Raw genomic sequence first — 17,724 nt, forward strand, 5'->3', positions numbered from 1 at the left:
ATGAATGTTCATGAATCTATTTTAGACCTTCCTCATTCGCTTTTTTAGATTTTGTTTTGCTGGCAATGGGTTTCGCCCGATTTTTAGAAAGGGAATTCTTCATTTCATTCCCCACCGGATGGGTTTCGGCCACATCCTGGGTGGTTCTTCCAGCATGGGAAGGTGGGGTTGTAAAATTGCCTCCTTCCACTGGCTGGAATACGGTGCGGCTGCTCGGTGTGACTTCGTCCGAATTTGACCGGACTTCCTGCATGATATCATTAAAACCTTGGCTTACGGAGTTACGGGTACCCTTCATTACATCATTTATAGCAAGCGCGCCTCTGACGGTCATAACGGCAATGCCCCGGGCGGTCTTTTTTAGAGCCGGCACTCCAACGATTCCAACTACGGTTCCTACGGCCACCAGTCCTAAGGGAGACAGTGTTTGTAATGGCCTGGCCACTAACCACCGCATTTTTTCTCACCTCCTTATTTTAAAACTTAGTTTAGTTTTTACCTTCTTGCCTTTCGCAATACGAAGAGAAAGGTTCGCAAAACCATGCTAAGTCATTGTAATAATTAACAATTTTAAGGGAATATTACATTTATTAACAAGAGAGGGGGTTAAATCAAAAGTAATGCAGACCCAGAATAATGCTTACGACCCGGAAATGATGGGTCAACTTAAAGAAGAGATTTTAAATGACTTAGAGGCGAGAAGAGAATGGCAGGAAAACAATTATAACGCTAATTTTGATCGTCAAGAATTCGGAGGGTACGGTGGACGCAGGTATGGACGGGGCAGGGGGATGGGGCCCGGACGATATTGGGGCTGGTGTCCTGCACCGGCGCCGATGTATAGAAATCGAAGACCTCCCGAATTTGATTTGGATTGGGCTGAACAGGAGGAATACGACTATCAGCGCCAACGGATGCTGCTAAGAAGAAACCTCTTAAATGAACTGAGGTCTGTGAGCGCTATGAACCGCCCCGGGGGACAAACCCCGGATCCCCGGTTAAGACAAATGGTTTATGAATTGCTGCAGGAGACCCGCCAGCAGGGAATGGGTGTGCCCGATTTAGTGCAGAGTTTGCAGGCAGGCAATGGGGCGGAAGGATATGGCGGCTTTTTCAACCGACTGACCGAGCCGGTAAAAACCATTGATCGCCGCAGTTTTGGCTGGGGTGTGGGGGCATCGCTGCTGGGACTACTGTTTCTACCCTCATTGGGAAAATCCATGCGGGGTCTGGCCCGTAAGGCGGTGGAAGAAACCATAGAAGTAACAGACCGTGCCCAAGGTTTTTTTACCCAGGCCAAAGAGGAATTTGAGGATATTGTCAGCGAAGCAAACTTTAATCGGCTAAAGGATTCGGTTTCCAGAATGACCCAGGAGAAGCCGCCTTCCAATCAATCGGAATGAGAGGAAAAGGAGGAGGGTGATTGACCGGTGCAGATGAATTAACCACCCATCTCTCCAAGGTGCTGGAGGATTTGCGGCGGGCTGTGGACGCCAGCATGGTGATCCGGGCACGCAGCAAGGCCGATGCCAAAATGGTGGCACGCATTTGGGAGAGCTTTTTAAAGGCATTTATCGGTTATATTATGAAACGAGGCAAGGAGACCGGGCAAAATCTGCTGCAGGATATTTCCTTTCGCAATATATGGTTCCGGTAAGAAATGAAGGAACTGTCGCAAAACGACTTTGCAGTGCGCTTCAAGAACGGCAGATAACATAGGAACAATCGGCAAAAAAGAAATAGAACACGGATTAAACGGATTTTACGGATTTCCGCGGATTTTAATTAAAATTATAAAATCTGTGGGAATCCGCGGAAATCCGTAAAATCCGCGTTCTATTGTTTTTTTATTTTGGAAATAAAGGCTGCGCAATCCCACCATTCTAGTTTTTTGCAACAATCCCTTTCACTTTTCATATCACAAAAAAGGGGACCTTATCTGCAGGGTTGGCAGGAGCGATGCAACATCCTGCAAAAGATTTTTTTGATCCTTGGGCAGGATACCGGCTAAGGGTAAAGGGTTGGACAGATGATCGCTGCGTAAAATACAAGGCCGGACCAACGAGACTTGTTCCAGTATCTCCTTTAGTTCGAACAAGGTTTCCAGCGGGGTTAAAGGTTGAAAGTTGCCCTTGCTGGCTTCTTCCTTTAGAGGTGTACCGTCATAAAGGGTCAGGGTTAGGAAGTTCAGCATGGTGGGGTTAATAAGGCTAATGACCTGAGCGGTGTTAGCAGCATGGACCCTGCTTTTTTCCCGGCCTCCCAAACCCAGGATCACCATGGTGGAGAGTTTCATACCGGCCTGTAAAACCTTTTGCCCAGCGGTTATGATGCCGTCGGAAGTGATCCCTTTGTTTACTGCCGCCAAAACCCCATCATCACCGCTTTCAATGCCCATATAGATCATTCGTAAACCGGCTTGTTTTAATGCGTCCAATTCTTGTGGAGATTTTTTTAAAATATCCCCGGGAGCAGCGTAACAAGTTACCCGGGATAGCTTTGGAAAATGCCTGTGCAGTGTATTGATAATGTTTAATAATTTGGCTGTACCCAGGACCAGGGCGTTTCCGTCCGCTAGAAAAACCCGCCGCAGAAAAGGATGATGAAGGGCGGTCTGAATGATTTCCTTTTCTACTTCTGTCCAGGATCTTACTCTAAACCGGACTTGCCGGTACATGCTGCAAAAGGTGCACTGATTATGGGAACAGCCCTGGGTCACGCGCAAAAGAAAACTGTTTGCTTCGCCGGGGGGACGAAAGATGCTTGGTTCCTTGCTGGCCATCATGGGTCGCTCCTTCATAATAGGTCTTTCCTTATTCTTCAACAATGGCATTAAATAATTTTTAAAGATTCTTGCACCTGATTTTTAACATTAAAAAGATATGATAGTTGAAGCCCATGGAAAAAATAACATTTTTATTTACAAATTGTAGTTGATCTAGTAATTTTAAATAAGAATAAGTTTCAGAGTTATTTTGGAAGGTTGTGAAAAATAATAATGGATTATTCCCTGACGTCGATGATTAAGCTTCCCATTCCGGAAATTGAAGAGGAATTAAAACAAATCGCCGATATGCTGCTGGCAACCATTGACCTCAGGGATAAGACCACCGGACGACATTCCCGCAATGTGGCGCTGTATGCCCTTGCCATCGGTACAGCCATGGGGCTGGATAAGGCTCAACTGAAATCCCTTTACATTGTAGGAATCTTTCATGACGTAGGCAAATTTGGCATTTCCGAGAAAGTGCTTTTTAAACCGGGCAAGCTGGATCGGGAAGAATTTGATCTGGTGAAAACCCACTCCAAAAGAAGTGCCGATATCATAAGATCCATTCCACTAATCAAGGATTTGGCCCAGGCGGTGGAATGCCACCATGAGAGGTACGACGGTACCGGTTATCCCTACGGCTTAAAGGGTGAAAATATTCCCCTGCTGTCAAGAATCATTGCCGTAGCCGACGCCTTTGACGCCATGACGGAAGACCGGTGTTACAAGAAATCCCTGTGCCTGAAGGATGCGGTGACGGAACTTGAAAAAATGGTGTTTACCCAGTTTGACCCTGCGGTGGTGGCGGCCTTTGTGCATTGGCTGGATCAGCAAAATCTACTAAGTCCCGAAGAGGCTCTGAAAAAGCTTGACCTTCAACCGGCGCCGGGGAAGGGCGTTGTTGCTGGAGGAAAGCCGGAATCCGCCGCCCGGCACGGATTGGCCTGGGTTCAGGAAGGACAAATTTTTGTCAAAGATCCCGAGCAGGGTCAGGCCAAAGCAACCCTTACTCCCTGTACAGGCATTACTATTCATGTCAACGGAGTGCCCGTGGAGGCAGCCATAGAAGTCTCCGCAGCCGATGAGATCAAGGTATTGCCTCTTTCCCATAAGGAGCCCGGATTTATTAAAGTGCATGTTTCCCAGGATAAGCTGTCGGCTTACCTGGAAATTAAAACCGATGATTTAATTTCATATAAATTAATGGATGCCGGGGCCAGTCATTGTTTGGTTCTCAGAGCACAACAAAAACGGACCAAATTTGCTCCCGTTAATTTTGAAGGAATCCTGAAATTACTCCAGAAACAGGGCGTTGAGTATGGCATTGATTATACCATTATTAAGCAGTTAATTGAATATCCTTACGACGGAATGGTGGAGGTTGCCAGGGGTCAGGCTCCCACCCTCCCTGAAGACGGTAAGGTTGAATTATTCTTTGATGAATCCCTGGATATGGCCAAGACTTTAGAAAACGCAGGGAACATTGATTTTAAGGAAATTAATAAACTACCTACGGTTGGCGTTGGTGATCCCTTGGCCTTAAATTATGATCCGCAAATGGGTCTGCCGGGCAAGGATGTCAGCGGCCGGATTATTCCCCCCACAGAACCGGTCCAATTTAATTTACTGGCCGGCAAAGGAGTGGAACTGACCGACGATGGTAAAAAAGCCTTTGCAGTCACAGAGGGGTTGCCGAAGGTCAAAAAGAGGGGCGTCAACTGGACCGTTACTGTTGATTCGGTATTATACCATCCTGGTGATGTCAATTTGGGAACAGGCAACATTCGTTTCCGGGGCAATGTTCAAATTGCAGGCTGTGTGGATAACGGCATGAGTGTCAGCGCCACCGGGGATGTTATTGTGTCCAGTTTGGTGACTGGAGCCAAGGTCACGGCCGGGTCCAATATTATTGTTAAGGGCAATGTGGTAAACGGTGAGCTGATTGCCGGCGGTTTTGTTATTCTGACCCAAGCCATCGAGCCCCTGATCAAGCGGCTGTACCAGTATTTGGATAAGGTCTATGGGGTGGCGCTGGAAAACTACCGTTATATTTCCAGTACCCAGAAGGTTCGTTTTGGGCACATCCTGACCTTTTTAAAGGAAAAAAAATATAGGCAAGAGCTTAGTTACGCCGAAACCCTGGAAAGAAAGCTGAAGGAATATGATCTAAAGCTTTTGGGAGTTTATGAAGAGATGTTGACGGGTGCCGTTAACCAACTGGTGGGAATCAATATCATTAATTTTACAGGCCCCGAGGATTTCAAGAGCTGTATAGATAATATTCGGGATGTGTTAAATTATGTAGATTCCGTCAGCCACTCCCATGGCACCATTCGGTTAACCTGTGCTTTGAATTCCACCATTGCCAGCCCCGGTGATGTTCAGGTCAACGGACCCGGTTGTTTTAATACAGGAATCCACTCCGGCGGGGCGGTAAGCATAACCGGTGTGTTTAGGGGAGGAAACATTTACGCCGGTGATTATTTGTACATTTGCGAAGCGGGTTCGGAAATGGGTACCAAAACTCGCCTGGCGGTAGCTGAAGGGAAAAAGATTAAGCTGGATGTTGTTTACCCCGGCGTATGCGTTCAGGTAGGCAGGAGGAGTAAAGTGTTGGAAGACCGGCTAACCCGGGTTGAAATATTTTTGGATGATGACAACAATTTAAAGTTAAGCAATTATTAATTTCAGCCCCGCCGAAGCATGAGACGGCGGGATTTATTTTGCTAAACTTGGACTTGATTTTGCACTATCCGTCACAAAAATTTTCTGTAAAACTGAAGGGACAGCGCGGTGATCCACTGTAAAAAAGCTCCGATGGTGAGCCTTTCCAGCAACCCGGTTAGTAAGAATCCATTGGCTGCACTGAAAGCAGCCAGTATTCCTGTAATGAAAAGGCCAAAGGCGGACCAGAGGGAATAAGCCGCAAATCCTTCCAAGCCTTTGACCCGCCTGAAACCAAGACCAGACAGTAATAGGACCAATAGAGTCGTGGGAGACAGTATGCCTGCCAGAATGATATGCAGGATGCCTTGCCAGGTCGCTTCCGAGCCCCTTTTATCCATAGGGAAAAATCCCATCAGCAGGCCAAAGACCCCGGTAAGCGATAATAAAATCATGGACGTCATAAGGCTTTTCAGATTGAATTTTTTTAGGGATAGGAAGGCCAAAACCCCAAAAAAGATAATGAAAAAATTGTAGATGGTAAAGAGGCCATCCAACAGCACTTTGTACGGAGCGTTCCGGGTGGTTAATTCACTGATCGCTTGGGTCACATGACTGTAGTCTTTTTGGAGCAAACCGCCTAAAATGACTGCCCACAAATAGACTAAAGGAGCAAGGACGCCTAATAAGGCCTGTGGTTTTTTCATCTTTTTGCTACCCTATGGCAAAACTTGAATTTTCCGGCATAAATACTTGCTTTTAGATAAATTGAGGCTGATTAAACATTTGGTATATGAAGCAAAAGCCTGTATAATTATGGTATGTATATAAAGTATTTAAAAAATAATTTTTTTAGCATGCAAAAAATCCAATTAGAACGGTGTGTTTTCGTCCGTAGTTATTATTGGTATAAAGTCTTGGTTTAAACAATCACTCTAAAAATCTCCCAACTGCTTTTCTTGGGTAAAATCCTTTATACCGGTAAACCATAAAAGAATCCTATAAATTTTTATTAACTGTTGATGATTCCCGGTAAACTGAGTTAGAATATAAGAATTGGATAGACCTTTTGGTAATGTTGTTTTTCAACCTCAGCATGAGGATCTATAAATTTTTCAAAATTACCTACCGGTTCAGGAGGGATGCTCTGGATGGAAAACATCAATTATGAGCCTTTAGCCTTGGAAGAACATGAAAAGAACCTGATTAGAGAATATGGGTCTGCTGTTCATTACCCTAAAGGACAGATTATCTTTGCCGCCGGGGATACTGCCGACCGGATTTATTTGATTGAAGAGGGTTTTGTGAAAATTTACCGTATTACCGCCGATGGCCGAAGGGTGACCGTGGGTAGCATGAGAAGTCCCGGAGAATTAATGGGCTTGGCGGAAACGCTTTATCACGGGGAGCGTACCTGCTTTGCCGGAGCCATTAATGACGCCACACTGGTGGTGGTGCGCAAGGGCCGGTTTGAGGAACTGCTTGAACAGCATCCCTCCATTGCCATTAAAGTGGCTAAAACCCTCGGTGTCCGAATGAGAGAGGCGGAAGCCATTATTCATGAAATGGTGTGCTGGCAGGTCCCGGGACGTTTAGCCATGTTGTTATTAAAAATGGCGGAGCGGGCAGGAATTGAATCGGAGAATGGCACAAAAATTGATTTGCGTCTGACTCATGAAGAAATTGCCTGCATGATCGGCACCTCCAGGCAGACCGTAACGTCTTTGCTGAACACCTTTAAACAGGAAAAAAGCATTGCCATTGAAGGACGGGAGATGTATATTCTCGATAATGAGAAGCTGACGAAGTGGATTGTTTAATGGAATAATCCATCCGGGAAGAGGTTGGTTAATGACCAGCCTCTTCTCTATTTTTTCGTCAGGATAAAGGATCGTTAAGAAAAAATAGCATTCTGTCCTACGTATGACATTTTAAATGTAAAATACAAGACAAAAAATAAGTAAAAATAATGACATAAATAGAGTCGTGGGTGTGACATGAATACAGGACGAAAGTTTGATATTTTATTAACAAGGTAATCGCGAAAAAAATGTAAAAAGAGAGAGGGGGATAAATGAAAGAATTATTTTAGATTTCATACTTGTTTCTGATTTCTTGCGATTGGGAAAATAAATGTAAGTGAGGCATGTGCCATGGATAAAGTAATTTCGTTGCTGAAAGCTCTTAAAGACCCCCATGGAAAAAAGATACAACGTCTGAAGAAACAATACCAGGAACTGGATGAACTTTCCAATGTGGCGGTTGAGATAGGAGACGTGGCAGCCTACCGGTCTCTGCAAACGGAAATGAGGGAAGTGTTTTTTGATTATTTAACCGCCATTGCTGTGGATGCGATTTATAGTTTGCTTCCTCATATTTTAATTATTTGGTTAATCAGTATGAAGTGGAAGACGATTACCCTTCCGGTGGTTGACTGGGAAATTCATATTTTTGCAGCTTATTTAATGGCTTATGTATTATTTTACTTTGTAAAGTTCTGTAAAGGCATCTGGGTGAAGTTTCGTCCCCGGGTTGCTTTAGACCCTGTCTCTGGATTAACAGAAAAATAGAAGAATGGAGGATTTCTATTATGCATTTTTCAATGGCCGGAGTTGATGCCAGCCCTATCGCCCTGATTCTCTGGGGTATTTTTGTAGGGTATGTATTTACCACCGTAGGCGCAGCGGGTGGGATTTTAGCCGGTGTAGGTCATATGACGGTTTTTGGCATTAAAAAAGCCAATATGGTAAAACCCATGAACCAAGTATTAACCCTTGTCAGCCCCATCGTCGGGACTCCTTTATATCTTCGTGAAAAAAGGATCGTGGTTCCCACTGCCGTCGCTCTGGGTCTAGGGGGAATTATCGGCGCTCTTATCGGTTCTTATTTTTCTTCAAACTTTTTGGCTGAAATGAAAACCTTCCAACCCTATTTCGGCTTCTTTACCCTGTTGATTTCCTTCCGTTTGTTTTACGAATGCACCCAGAAGTTTATGGAAAGTCAAAAGAGTGTAAAGGAGGCCAACAAGGCCTTTGCCGCGAAAGTAAAAGAGCTCAAGGCTGCCGGCAAACTGAATGAAATTAAAGAAATCGGTGTTAAATTTAGTCAAATCGGAATGCAGAATACCTTCACCTTTGCCGGTCAGGAATTTAAGTACAATGCTTTAACACCCTTCATCACCGGTATTATTGTGGCCATCATTTCCGCATCCCTGGGTGTGGGCGGCGGATTTCTGCTGGTTCCCTTCATGACCAGTATTATGGGTTTCCCCATGTATATTGTGGCCGGAACTTCCGTACTTTCCATTCTGGTATCTTCTTTAACCAGTATTGCCAACTATATCAACATGGGCAGTCAAATGGATCTTTCATTCCTGGCTTTTGAATTAGTTGGTGTGGCCATTGGTACCGTTGTTGCCGCACATCTTTCCAAGTTCATCGACGGCCGCAAGTTAAAATATTTCCTGGCCTTTGTGCTTCTCTATGTAGGCATTAAATACATGTTTGGTCCGATGATTAAAGCAGCCACGGGTATTGGTATCTAAATCTAAAAATCCCGCAGCATGGTAATTAACAAGGGGGTCCAGCGCAATGAAGTGTGCTTCCTGTAAGATGAAACCCAGAAATAAGTGTGACAAAGAAGGCTTCGATTGCACCGGTGGTAAGATGAGTATAGACGAATGCCTGGAAGAAGCAAATAAACCCTTTCACCGGTTAAGCGGACATTTTCAAAAAGAGTGCGGCAATAATTTGTCCCGCCTGGACGAAGTGATTAAGTTCGCTCAGGCCATGGGCTACAAGAAAATCGGTATGGCCTTCTGCGTGGGTTTGGCCGATGAGGCCGCCGTACTGGAGGAAATCTTGTCCCAGTACTTTGAGGTGCATTCCACCTGCTGTAAAATTGGAGGACCGAAAAAAGAGGACTTTGATGTTCCTAAAGTAAAAGAGGAAAAAGTGGAGATCCTCTGCAATCCGGTTTTGCAGGCTAAGATGTTAAATAAGAAGGAAACGGAACTGAACCTGGAAGTGGGATTGTGTGTGGGCCATGATATTTTATTCAAGAAATACTCTAAGGCTCCGGTAACCACCTTTGCCGTTAAAGACCGTGTCCTGGGGCACAATCCTCTGGCCGTGTGCTACTCCAGCTATCTGCGCAAAAAATACCTCAAAAAGAAATAAATTCACATAACCCCGCCCAGGTGGCGGGGTTATTTTCTGGATGGCAACAGGGAATTTTAATTTAAAATAGAATTACGAGGTAAAGAGTAGCGTAAGGAGGCTGTGGCCGCATGGAGAATTTATGGGCGCCCTGGAGGTCCGTATATATTGGGAAACCTCAAACAGGCTGTATTTTTTGTGAGAAATTAAACTCCACCGAAGACAAAGAAAATTTGGTGGTATATCGTGGGGATAAAACCTTTGTCATTATGAATTTATATCCTTATAATAACGGACACCTGCTTATTGCTCCGAAAAGACATGTGGGTGATATTTCCGAACTGACCGACGATGAACTGACCGAATTAATGAAGGTATCCCAAGAGATGGTCCGGGTGCTCCGCACCGCCTTTGGCAGCCCCCATGGATTTAACCTGGGTATCAATTTGGGCAAGGTAGCCGGGGCGGGTATTCCGGGCCACCTCCATATTCATGTGGTTCCCCGCTGGGATGGAGACAGCAACTTTATGGCTGTTATCGGAGATACCCGGGTCATCTCTGAAGCATGGCATAAGACTTATGATAAAATTATAACAGCCATGAAAAATGTAAAGTGAATTGAATAGGTTTTAGCCAATCGGCTTAAAATACGTTTAAGCAATAATCTACGCGGGTTTATTTTATTGTGACCCTTGTGCAAACAGGGGTTTTTTTTATGGTATTGCTTTTTGGTTAATCAATTTATACAATGACTGTAACATAGGCGAGGGGAAGTAAGCCATGAACCGTATCTGCATCATGGGTGGAACCTTTGATCCCATTCATCATGGACATCTGGTGGTGGCGGAAGAGGTTCGACAGCAGTTTAATTTACATAAAGTAATCTTTGTTCCTGCGGCCAGACCCCCCCACAAAACCGGACAAAGGATATCGGAACCCCTGCACAGGGTGAATATGGCTCGGTTAGCTACGGCCAGCAACCGGTTTTTTGAGGTGTCTACTTTAGAAGTGGAGCGGGACGGGCCTTCCTATACCATTGATACGGTTAAGGAAGTAAAAGAACGTTATGGTGTAGGAGAAATCTATTTCATCACCGGGGCGGATGCGGTTCTTGAAATCATCACCTGGAAAAAAGCCGAGGAACTGCTGGCTATGTGTACCTTCATTGCCGCCACCCGGCCCGGATATGACCTTAAAGGCCTGAAAAAAAACTTGTGTTCCCTTTCCGGGAAGGTCCTTGATAATATTATATCCTTGGAGGTTCCCGCCCTGTCCATTTCATCCACCGATATTCGTAGAAGAGTTAGGGAGAATAAAAGTATTAAATATTTATTGCCCGAGTCTGTGGAGGAATATATTTTATCCCATGGAATCTACAAGTAAATCAATGAAAAACTTTTATTCCCTTAATTGGAAATAACTTAGCGTGTAATGAGCCGCATTTCATCGTCATCTTTTGCAAATAATACGTTTACAACCGAAACATAGATCCAACTGGAAAGAGGTGACTTAAGTGGCAACGTTATATGTAGGAAATCTACCATGGGCTACCAAAGCAGAAGATTTACAAGAGGCTTTTTCACAATACGGTGAAGTGATAAGCAGCCGGGTGATTACAGACCGTGAAACAGGTCGTTCTCGGGGGTTTGGTTTTGTTGAAGTCAATGATGAGGATGCCGAAAAAATGGTAGCTGCCCTAAATGGTACCGATTTGAATGGCAGGGTTATCACCGTGAACGAAGCAAAAAGCCGTGAAGCCGGCAGGGCTTAGTGGTTTTCTAAACCTCCATTCCTCTGGAAATGGGGGTTTTTTCTCGTATACTGGGATGAGGAGGAAAAAAGATGTATAATGAAGAGTCTATAAAAAGCCACCTGCAGATTCGTATACCGGAGGAACGTTTTAAACATTTGCTGGGTGTTGCCGAAACAGCGGAAATGCTGGCCAAAAGATTTGGACTGGAGCCCCGGAAAGCCTGGTTAGCCGGACTGCTTCACGATATTGCCCGGGACTTTGATGATAACGAAATGCTGAACAGGGCTAAAAAAGCCAATTTACAAGTCAGTGAATACGGTTTTGCCATGCCCCTGCTGCTGCATGGCCCGGTGGGAGCGGTTATGGCCCGGGAGGAATTCGGTGTGAATGACCCGGATATTTTAAATGCCATTGCCGTACATACCGTAGGCTCCCCCTACATGAATCAACTGGACAAGATAATTTTTGTAGCCGATAAAATGGAACCCAACCGCCGCCACGGTGCTGTGGAGGAAATCCGTAAGCGGGCTGAAAAGGATTTGGATGAAGCCCTGCTGCTGTGCATCGATGAAAGTATTCGCTATGCCTTAAAAATCGGATGCCTGCTCCATCCCACCAGTGTGAAGGCCCGCAATGCGGTCCTGACCGCAAGGGGGTCTTTTAGAAAATAGTGGAATAGGATATAATGATCTTAAGTTTAATTAGGAGGGGTTTGATTGACGCTTAATCCACAACAAGTGCTTGATATTGCTTACCGGGCTGCCGAGGACAAAAAGGCAACCGATATCACGGTGCTGGATATCAGGCATATCTCCATTATTTGCGATTATTTTCTGATTTGCACCGGACGTTCCAGTACCCAGGTGCAAGCCGTTGCGGAGCATATACAGGACCAACTGGAGGAATCCGGCGTCCGGCCTTTGCGCAGGGAAGGTTTTCGGGAAGGTACATGGGTGTTGTTGGATTATGGTGATGTGGTCATTCATGTGTTCCAGGAAATGGAGAGAAGCTTCTATAATTTGGAACGACTTTGGGGTGACGCACAAGTGGTGGAAGTTTCTGCAAAGGGCTAATTTTCAAAACTTTCATTGACAATAACCTATGAATTTGTTTATAATTACCACTATATCGCTATAAAAGTCCTTGATGGGGAGCAGTAGGCAAAACCGCTCATCAGAGAGCTGCCGGATGGTGTAAGGCAGCGTGCGTAATTGCTGAATCTCGCCCCGGAGACGTCCGGTGGAAAGGCATCCGTACACCGGGCCGGGTTTGCCCGTTACAGCTTTTAAGGGGATAAGTGTTTTCATACTTATCAACCGGGGTGGTACCGCGGGAGTAACCTCTCGTCCCTACGTGGGATGAGGGGTTTTATTATTTTTATCACGGCTTGTCCTGAAGGGGTTAGAGGTTTAAAAAATTAAAACAGAATGTTCAAAAAACAGCTTGGGAGGGATACGATGCAAAAACTTGACAGAATCACGGTGGGTGCTCTGCTGGATCGAACCGCGGCACAATTCCCGGAAAACGACGCACTGGTTTATAATCATAGGGATCTACGTCTCAGTTACCAGGAATTTAACCGGCTGTGCCGGAAAGTAGCCAAAGGGTTAATGGCCCTTGGCATTCAAAAGGGCGAGCATATTGCCATATGGGCCACCAATGTTCCAGAATGGGTAACCCTGCAATTTACCACCGGCAAAATGGGCGCGGTGCTGGTTACGGTGAATACCAACTATAAAAGCTTTGAAGTGGAGTACCTGCTTCAGCAGTCGGATGCCACCACCTTGGTCATGATCGGTGGAACCAAGACAACCAATTATTTAAAAATTATCAATGAACTTTGTCCGGAACTGAAGGATTGTCCGCCGGGACAGTTAAATTCCGCCCGTCTGCCCCTGCTGAAAAATATCATCTTTATCGGCGAAGAAGCCCAGCCGGGGATGTTGAACTGGAATGATCTTTTAGAACTGGCTAATCAGATAACCGATGAAGAACTGGATGCACGCCAGGCCAGCCTGGACCCGGATGATTGCATCAACATGCAGTATACCTCCGGGACCACCGGATTTCCCAAAGGAGTGATGCTGACCCATACCAATCTTGTCAATAATGCCCACAGCATCGCCAACTGTATGGCCTTTTCCGAGCGGGACCGACTGTTAATTACCGTTCCCTTTTTCCATTGCTTTGGTTGCGTGCTGGGAACCATGACCTGTGTGGTTTCCGGGGCCACCATGGTACCCCTGGAAGTTTTCAATCCCGTGCGAGTGTTGGAAATCGTGGATCAGGAACGCTGCACCGCTCTGCACGGCGTTCCCACCATGTTTATTATGGAGCTGGAAGAACTGGCCAAGGGAAATTATGACGTCAGCAGCCTGCGTACCGGTATTATGGCGGGTTCCCCTTGTCCCATTGAGGTGATGAAGGCGGTGGTGGACCGGATGGGAATGAAAGAGATCACCATCACCTACGGTCAAACGGAAGCTTCACCGGCCATTACCATGACCCGAACGGACGATCCCATTGAACTGCGGGTTGCCACGGTGGGAAAAGTGATCCCCAATGTAGAAGCCAAGATCGTAGATCCGGAAACCGGAGAAGATTGTCCGCCGGGTATTCAGGGTGAAATCTGCAGCAGGGGATACAATGTCATGAAGGGGTATTATAAAATGCCTGAGGCCACCGCTCAGGCCATAGACCAGGACGGCTGGCTGCACACCGGCGACCTGGGCATTATGGATGAAAAGGGTTATTTTAAAATTACCGGACGCCTGAAGGATATGATTATCCGTGGGGGAGAAAACGTTTACCCCCGGGAAATCGAAGAATTTCTGTATACTCATCCTTTAATTAAAGATGTTCAGGTGGTGGGGGTTCCCAGTATGAAGTACGGCGAGGAGGTCCTGGCCTACGTTCAGCTCCGGGAAGGCGTTACCCTGACCAAGGAAGAAATTCAGGACTATTGTAGGGATAAAATCGCTAAATATAAAATTCCTTCCTATGTATTATTTATCGATCACTATCCCATCACTGCCAGCGGCAAAATACAAAAATATAAGCTCAGGGAACAAGCCATCACCGCCCTGGGACTGGAAAACCTGACAAAGATTGAAACCGCCTAGCAATGATTGAAATAAAGCCGAAATCATGGTAAAATTCTCGAGGAAACCCGGTTGAAAGAATAAAACGATCAGCAGGTAAAAATCGAGAATGAATCGTGATGTAGGTAGGAGGAAGTATTTTGCAGGAGCACTATGACTTCAAGGAAATAGAGAAAAAATGGCAGCAATATTGGGAGCAGGAAAATATTTATCAAGTTCCCGATGATTCCGAACGACCCAAATATTATTGTCTGGAAATGTTTCCCTATCCCTCGGGCAAGCTGCACATGGGCCATGTTCGTAACTATTCCATTGGGGATGTGGTGGCTCGCTTTAAAACCATGCAGGGCTTTGATGTTCTGCATCCCATGGGCTGGGACGCCTTTGGGCTGCCGGCGGAAAATGCGGCCATTAAACACGGGATTCCCCCGGCGACCTGGACCTGGGACAATATTGAACAGATGAAAGCACAGTTAAAGCAACTGGGCCTGAGCTATGACTGGCGGCGGGAAGTGGCCACCTGCCATCCGGAATACTACAGATGGGGCCAGTGGCTGTTTCTCCAGCTTTATAAGCAGGGATTATGTTATAAAAAACACGCCCGGGTAAACTGGTGTCCGGCATGTGCCACCGTGCTGGCCAACGAGCAGGTGGTGGAGGGAAGCTGCGAGCGCTGCAGCGCAACCGTTGAGCAAAAGGAACTGGATCAATGGTTCTTTCGCATTACGGATTATTCTCAGCGCCTGCTGGATGATCTTAAAAAGCTTGAAGGCTGGCCGGATAAAGTAAAGATCATGCAGGAAAACTGGATTGGCCGCAGCGAGGGTGCTGAACTGGCCTTTAAGGTGGACGGCACCGACGATGAAATCAAGGTCTTTACCACCCGGCCCGATACGGTTTACGGTGTAACCTATATGGTGCTGGCGGCGGAACATCCCCTGGTGGCCAAACTTTCGGCAGGGACGCCCCAGGAGGCCAAAGTAGCGGAGTTTGTAAACCGGGTGGCCAAACAAACGGAGCTGGCCCGGACCAGTACCGAAAAAGAAGGCGTCTTTACCGGGGCCTATTGTATTAACCCCTTTAATGGAGAAAAAGTACCGATTCTAACAGCCAATTACGTGCTTTATCATTACGGCACCGGAGCTGTGATGGGTGTGCCGGCTCACGATGAAAGGGACTTTGAGTTTGCCCGGAAGTACGACCTGCCCATCAAAGTGGTTATCACTCCCTCCAAAGAGAAAGCATTGCACCCGGACCAAATGACAGAGGCCTATGTTTCGGCCGGATTTATGATTCATTCCGGGCCCTTTGACGGCACGCCCAATCAGCAGGGCATTCGCAAAGTCATCGAATACGCCGAACAAAAGGGCATTGGCCAGGGGCTGGTAAACTTCAGACTGCGGGACTGGTTAATTTCCCGCCAGCGTTACTGGGGAACCCCCATTCCTATTATTTATTGTGAGCAATGCGGCGCCCTTCCGGTTCCCGAGGACCAACTGCCGGTACTGCTGCCCACCGAGGTGGCCTTTAAACCAACCGGAGAGTCCCCGTTAAAGGGTGATGCGGATTTTGTTCAGACGACCTGTCCCCACTGTGGCGGAAAAGCCCGGCGGGAAACCGATACCATGGATACCTTTGTGGACTCCTCCTGGTATTATATCCGTTATACCAGCGCCAGGGATGCGCAGGAAGCCTGGAACAAAGCCAAGGCCAAGGGCTGGATGCCGGTGGATCAGTATATCGGGGGTGTGGAGCATGCCATTTTGCACCTGCTGTATTCCCGGTTTTTTACCAAGGTTTTTTATGATCTGGATCTGCTGGATGTGCAGGAGCCCTTTGAAAACCTATTGACCCAAGGCATGGTGTTAAAAGACGGGGCTAAAATGTCCAAATCCAAGGGAAATGTGGTAAGTCCCGAAGACATTGTGGCTCGTTACGGCGCAGATACGGCCAGACTGTTTATCTTATTTGCAGCACCGCCGGAGAGAGACCTGGAATGGAGCGACCGGGGGGTTGAAGGCAGCCACCGTTTCCTAAACCGGGTGTGGCGGCTGGTTTATTCCGTTAAAGATCAGGTCATAGCGGCGCCGCCGGTCCGTGCTGAAAATTACATCGGCGTGCACAAGGAAATGCGCCGGTTAACCCATTATGCCATTAAAAAAGTCACTGAAGATATCAGCGGCCGGTTTAATTTCAATACAGCCATCAGCGCCATCATGGAACTGGTCAACGGCGCCTATACCTACCGGGATAAAGTAGCGGAAGTGGAACGGGACCCCGCGGTTCTGGCGGAGGCCATTAACAGCATGATCATTCTGCTGGCTCCCTTTGCCCCCCATGTGGCGGAGGAGCTGTGGCAGGAAACAGGGCACCGGGGAAGTGTGCACAAAGAGCCCTGGCCGGCTTATGACCCGGCGGCCCTGGTGGAAGAGGAAGTGGAAATTGCCATTCAAATCAACGGCAAAATCAGAGACCGCATGAACATTTCCGCCAATCTGAAACCCGCTGAAATGCAGGAAATACTGCTGCAAAAGGAATCCATTCAAGCCTTAATTGCTGGGAAACAAATTGTTAAGGTCATTCCCGTACCGGGTAAATTATTAAATATTGTGGTAAGATAATCAAATAAAAAATCAAAAGGCACCTTCCGGTGTCTTTCATCTTTACTAAAAATTTTTACTGGGAGGAGATATTGTTGGAGTTCCTTTCAATACCCATTTTCGCTTATCTCTTTATATTCTTTGCCCGGGTAGTAGATATTTCCCTGGATGTCATCCGTCTGATGATGCTGATGCGGGGACGCAAAGTGGTGGCCAGTTTGATTGGCTTTGTGGAGGTCACTGTATTTATTGTGGCCCTGGGACAGGTTTTAACCGGAGGGCTGGATGACCCCTTTAAAGTGATCGCTTACGCCGGGGGCTTTGCCACCGGGAACTTTGTGGGATCGTTAATTGAAGAGTGGCTGGCTGTAGGACATTTATCCATGCAGGTATTTCCCCGACCGGAAAGTGTGGATGAACTGGTGAACCGGTTCCGGGGAGAGGGCTTTGGGGTGAGTACCGTAGGATGCTGCGGGAGAAGCGGAGAACGAACCATTCTGTTTGTTTTATTAGGTAGAAAAAACCTGAAAATTGCCTTGAAGATTCTGGATGAGGTTCAGGAGGGCATCTTCTTTAATATCTCGGATGCCCGGGCAGTCCGGGGAGGTGTTTTTCCGGGCCCCAAAAGCCGGCTGTTAAAATCAAAATAAAACCTTCGTATAACTTTACCCCCTTTGAG

The 17,724-nt window shown here is 46.6% G+C and carries 18 protein-coding genes and 1 other annotated feature; of the genes, 15 read left to right on the top strand and 3 right to left on the bottom strand.

Features of this window, described 5'->3' with window-relative positions; translation table 11 throughout:
- Positions 1 to 16: 16 nt before the first annotated feature.
- Positions 17 to 457, bottom strand: coding sequence for a hypothetical protein (locus DESRU_RS05315; RefSeq protein WP_013841088.1), 441 nt, complete (start codon positions 455 to 457; stop codon positions 17 to 19).
- A 163-nt stretch (positions 458 to 620) separates the two neighbouring features.
- Between DESRU_RS05315 and DESRU_RS05320 the strand changes: the two genes are divergently transcribed.
- Positions 621 to 1,403: a hypothetical protein gene (locus DESRU_RS05320; protein WP_013841089.1), complete on the top strand. Its 783-nt coding sequence runs from the start codon at positions 621 to 623 to the stop codon at positions 1,401 to 1,403.
- A gap of 20 nt (positions 1,404 to 1,423) precedes the next feature.
- Positions 1,424 to 1,657, top strand: a complete 234-nt coding sequence (locus DESRU_RS05325) for a hypothetical protein (RefSeq protein WP_013841090.1) — start codon at positions 1,424 to 1,426, stop codon at positions 1,655 to 1,657.
- Positions 1,658 to 1,918: 261 nt separating this feature from the next.
- On the opposite strand, the gene DESRU_RS05330 is transcribed toward DESRU_RS05325, so the two are convergent.
- Positions 1,919 to 2,800, bottom strand: coding sequence for a radical SAM protein (locus DESRU_RS05330; protein ID WP_238446368.1), 882 nt, complete (start codon positions 2,798 to 2,800; stop codon positions 1,919 to 1,921).
- A gap of 198 nt (positions 2,801 to 2,998) precedes the next feature.
- On the opposite strand from DESRU_RS05330, the gene DESRU_RS05335 reads away from it, so the two are divergent.
- Positions 2,999 to 5,455 (top strand): flagellar assembly protein A, encoded by a 2,457-nt coding sequence (locus DESRU_RS05335; protein ID WP_013841092.1) that lies wholly within the window; start codon positions 2,999 to 3,001, stop codon positions 5,453 to 5,455.
- A 71-nt stretch (positions 5,456 to 5,526) separates the two neighbouring features.
- Here DESRU_RS05335 and DESRU_RS05340 read toward each other — a convergent pair whose 3' ends face one another.
- On the bottom strand, positions 5,527 to 6,141 hold the full coding sequence (locus DESRU_RS05340; protein ID WP_013841093.1) for a DUF998 domain-containing protein: 615 nt from the start codon (positions 6,139 to 6,141) through the stop codon (positions 5,527 to 5,529).
- 444 nt (positions 6,142 to 6,585) lie between these two features.
- Here DESRU_RS05340 and DESRU_RS05345 point away from each other — a divergent pair, with 444 nt between their 5' ends.
- The 12 genes from DESRU_RS05345 (at position 6,586) to DESRU_RS05405 (ending at position 17,695) form a co-directional block, all read left to right on the top strand.
- Positions 6,586 to 7,254, top strand: coding sequence for a Crp/Fnr family transcriptional regulator (locus DESRU_RS05345; protein WP_013841094.1), 669 nt, complete (start codon positions 6,586 to 6,588; stop codon positions 7,252 to 7,254).
- A 333-nt stretch (positions 7,255 to 7,587) separates the two neighbouring features.
- Positions 7,588 to 8,004, top strand: coding sequence for a hypothetical protein (locus tag DESRU_RS05350; RefSeq protein WP_013841095.1), 417 nt, complete (start codon positions 7,588 to 7,590; stop codon positions 8,002 to 8,004).
- A gap of 20 nt (positions 8,005 to 8,024) precedes the next feature.
- Positions 8,025 to 8,978, top strand: coding sequence for a sulfite exporter TauE/SafE family protein (locus DESRU_RS05355; RefSeq protein ID WP_013841096.1), 954 nt, complete (start codon positions 8,025 to 8,027; stop codon positions 8,976 to 8,978).
- 67 nt (positions 8,979 to 9,045) lie between these two features.
- On the top strand, positions 9,046 to 9,612 hold the full coding sequence (locus tag DESRU_RS05360; protein WP_238446369.1) for a DUF1847 domain-containing protein: 567 nt from the start codon (positions 9,046 to 9,048) through the stop codon (positions 9,610 to 9,612).
- A 110-nt stretch (positions 9,613 to 9,722) separates the two neighbouring features.
- On the top strand, positions 9,723 to 10,208 hold the full coding sequence (locus DESRU_RS05365; protein WP_013841098.1) for an HIT family protein: 486 nt from the start codon (positions 9,723 to 9,725) through the stop codon (positions 10,206 to 10,208).
- 163 nt (positions 10,209 to 10,371) lie between these two features.
- Complete coding sequence (gene nadD, locus DESRU_RS05370; RefSeq protein ID WP_013841099.1) at positions 10,372 to 10,974, top strand: nicotinate-nucleotide adenylyltransferase; 603 nt, start codon at positions 10,372 to 10,374, stop codon at positions 10,972 to 10,974.
- A gap of 130 nt (positions 10,975 to 11,104) precedes the next feature.
- Entirely contained in the window at positions 11,105 to 11,362 is a 258-nt protein-coding gene (locus tag DESRU_RS05375; RefSeq protein ID WP_013841100.1) for an RNA recognition motif domain-containing protein, read from the top strand.
- A gap of 71 nt (positions 11,363 to 11,433) precedes the next feature.
- On the top strand, positions 11,434 to 12,015 hold the full coding sequence (yqeK, locus tag DESRU_RS05380; protein ID WP_013841101.1) for a bis(5'-nucleosyl)-tetraphosphatase (symmetrical) YqeK: 582 nt from the start codon (positions 11,434 to 11,436) through the stop codon (positions 12,013 to 12,015).
- A gap of 45 nt (positions 12,016 to 12,060) precedes the next feature.
- Positions 12,061 to 12,417, top strand: a complete 357-nt coding sequence (gene rsfS, locus DESRU_RS05385) for a ribosome silencing factor (protein WP_013841102.1) — start codon at positions 12,061 to 12,063, stop codon at positions 12,415 to 12,417.
- A 61-nt stretch (positions 12,418 to 12,478) separates the two neighbouring features.
- Positions 12,479 to 12,698: a binding site (T-box leader), on the top strand.
- Between the two features lie 103 nt (positions 12,699 to 12,801).
- A complete protein-coding gene (locus tag DESRU_RS05395; protein ID WP_013841103.1) occupies positions 12,802 to 14,466 on the top strand; it encodes an AMP-binding protein in 1,665 nt (554 codons plus the stop codon).
- Positions 14,467 to 14,585: 119 nt separating this feature from the next.
- On the top strand, positions 14,586 to 17,066 hold the full coding sequence (gene leuS, locus DESRU_RS05400; RefSeq protein ID WP_013841104.1) for a leucine--tRNA ligase: 2,481 nt from the start codon (positions 14,586 to 14,588) through the stop codon (positions 17,064 to 17,066).
- A 74-nt stretch (positions 17,067 to 17,140) separates the two neighbouring features.
- Positions 17,141 to 17,695 (top strand): DUF2179 domain-containing protein, encoded by a 555-nt coding sequence (locus tag DESRU_RS05405; protein ID WP_238446370.1) that lies wholly within the window; start codon positions 17,141 to 17,143, stop codon positions 17,693 to 17,695.
- Positions 17,696 to 17,724: the final 29 nt, after the last annotated feature.

The organism is Desulforamulus ruminis DSM 2154 (genome assembly GCF_000215085.1).
Lineage (GTDB): Bacteria > Bacillota > Desulfotomaculia > Desulfotomaculales > Desulfotomaculaceae > Desulfotomaculum > Desulfotomaculum ruminis.

What these genes read in the sequence shown, in the direction of transcription:
- DESRU_RS05315 (WP_013841088.1), bottom strand. Translation starts at nt 457, where the DNA reads ATGCGGTGGTTAGTGGCCAGGCCATTACAAACACTGTCTCCCTTAGGA.
- DESRU_RS05320 (WP_013841089.1), top strand. Translation starts at nt 621, where the DNA reads ATGCAGACCCAGAATAATGCTTACGACCCGGAAATGATGGGTCAACTT.
- DESRU_RS05330 (WP_238446368.1), bottom strand. Translation starts at nt 2,800, where the DNA reads ATGAAGGAGCGACCCATGATGGCCAGCAAGGAACCAAGCATCTTTCGT.
- DESRU_RS05335 (WP_013841092.1), top strand. Translation starts at nt 2,999, where the DNA reads ATGGATTATTCCCTGACGTCGATGATTAAGCTTCCCATTCCGGAAATT.
- DESRU_RS05340 (WP_013841093.1), bottom strand. Translation starts at nt 6,141, where the DNA reads ATGAAAAAACCACAGGCCTTATTAGGCGTCCTTGCTCCTTTAGTCTAT.
- DESRU_RS05345 (WP_013841094.1), top strand. Translation starts at nt 6,586, where the DNA reads ATGGAAAACATCAATTATGAGCCTTTAGCCTTGGAAGAACATGAAAAG.
- DESRU_RS05350 (WP_013841095.1), top strand. Translation starts at nt 7,588, where the DNA reads ATGGATAAAGTAATTTCGTTGCTGAAAGCTCTTAAAGACCCCCATGGA.
- DESRU_RS05355 (WP_013841096.1), top strand. Translation starts at nt 8,025, where the DNA reads ATGCATTTTTCAATGGCCGGAGTTGATGCCAGCCCTATCGCCCTGATT.
- DESRU_RS05360 (WP_238446369.1), top strand. Translation starts at nt 9,046, where the DNA reads ATGAAACCCAGAAATAAGTGTGACAAAGAAGGCTTCGATTGCACCGGT.
- DESRU_RS05365 (WP_013841098.1), top strand. Translation starts at nt 9,723, where the DNA reads ATGGAGAATTTATGGGCGCCCTGGAGGTCCGTATATATTGGGAAACCT.
- nadD (WP_013841099.1), top strand. Translation starts at nt 10,372, where the DNA reads ATGAACCGTATCTGCATCATGGGTGGAACCTTTGATCCCATTCATCAT.
- yqeK (WP_013841101.1), top strand. Translation starts at nt 11,434, where the DNA reads ATGTATAATGAAGAGTCTATAAAAAGCCACCTGCAGATTCGTATACCG.
- DESRU_RS05395 (WP_013841103.1), top strand. Translation starts at nt 12,802, where the DNA reads ATGCAAAAACTTGACAGAATCACGGTGGGTGCTCTGCTGGATCGAACC.